This window comes from Butyricicoccus sp. (assembly GCF_050872565.1).
Classification (GTDB): domain Bacteria; phylum Bacillota; class Clostridia; order Oscillospirales; family Butyricicoccaceae; genus Butyricicoccus_A.
Genome location: NZ_JBNMHC010000514.1, coordinates 1 through 1,127 on the forward strand (window position 1 = coordinate 1; position 1,127 = coordinate 1,127).

A 1,127-nucleotide genomic window follows, 5' to 3' on the forward strand; every position below is an offset into this window, starting at 1 on the left:
CCAATTGAAAATCAAGCAGAAGCCCAAGGCGAACAGAACGCCAAATACATTCTGCATGACGCGCAGTCCCATTGCCGCAGGCACGCCATAGAGCTGAGAGGCAATGGCGAGAGCACCAAAGGTGTTAAACACAGCCTGCCAGCCGTATTTGGCGGAGAAACCAACGCCAATGCCGCCGATAACACCGATATATGCATAAATCGCAGATGGCAGGTAAGTATACAAGACAAAAAAGCACAGGACACCGGCGATATTGCCGATGATGCGTCCGCGCACGCGAGACTGCATGTCCTCCATCGCGGGGAGAATGGCAGACATGGCAGCGATTCCTGCCCACATAGCACGCGGCATACCAAATAGTTCGGCAAGAAAGATAACCAGCGGAACGCACAGAATTTGACACAGCTGCCATTTGGAACGTGCATGTGTCAGCGTGAAAGCGGGTAAGATGTCCTGAATACGCAGGTCATAGGTCAGATGTCGATGGTTCTTATAAAAGACGGCACAGACCAGAATAGCACCAACTGCCATACCGGCAAGACGGGTCAAATATTCTGTGCCGGAAACATCATAGCCATACAGCAAAAGATAGCTGAGAACGAGCGTAGATTGATTGAACATACGCGGCTCATGACAGCCAAATAAAATTAAAATCAAAATCGCTGCGGCGTTGATGAGCAAGCCGATAAAGGGATTGGTTCGATTGGCAAGATGCGGGGCAATCGTCATGATGGCAAAAAACAGCGCGAGTAAACCGGTTGATTGCTTGGCATCTATGCGAAGATCTGCATTTTTAAAGACCAGTAAATGCAGTAAAACTACCACACCGACAATGCTGTTTCCAGAGCCGAAAATCAGACTGTACAGCGTCACAAAAACAAAACAAAAGCTGACAGTCATGGCGATCTTAATCAGATAAATCAAGATATGCCGCCATTTTTCCCGGGCGGTTTCGCTCTCGCGAATGACCTTCTTAGAACCCGCTTGATTGAGTTGTAATTCTTGATAAAATGTCATAAAAAAGCTCCCTTCAAAAAAGTCGCAACGAACAGTATACGACGATTTTGAAGGGCTTGCAAGGAAAATCTTGTAAAATACAAGAAAATTCAAAGTTTTTTAAAAAATAA

1 protein-coding gene is annotated in these 1,127 nt (G+C 46.2%); it reads right to left on the bottom strand.

Going from position 1 to position 1,127, the window contains the following annotated elements; translation table 11 throughout:
* Positions 1-1,017, bottom strand: a 1,017-nt coding sequence (locus ACR0P9_RS13010; RefSeq protein ID WP_432620812.1) for an FUSC family protein, incomplete at its 3' end; no start/stop codon positions are given.
* Positions 1,018-1,127: the final 110 nt, after the last annotated feature.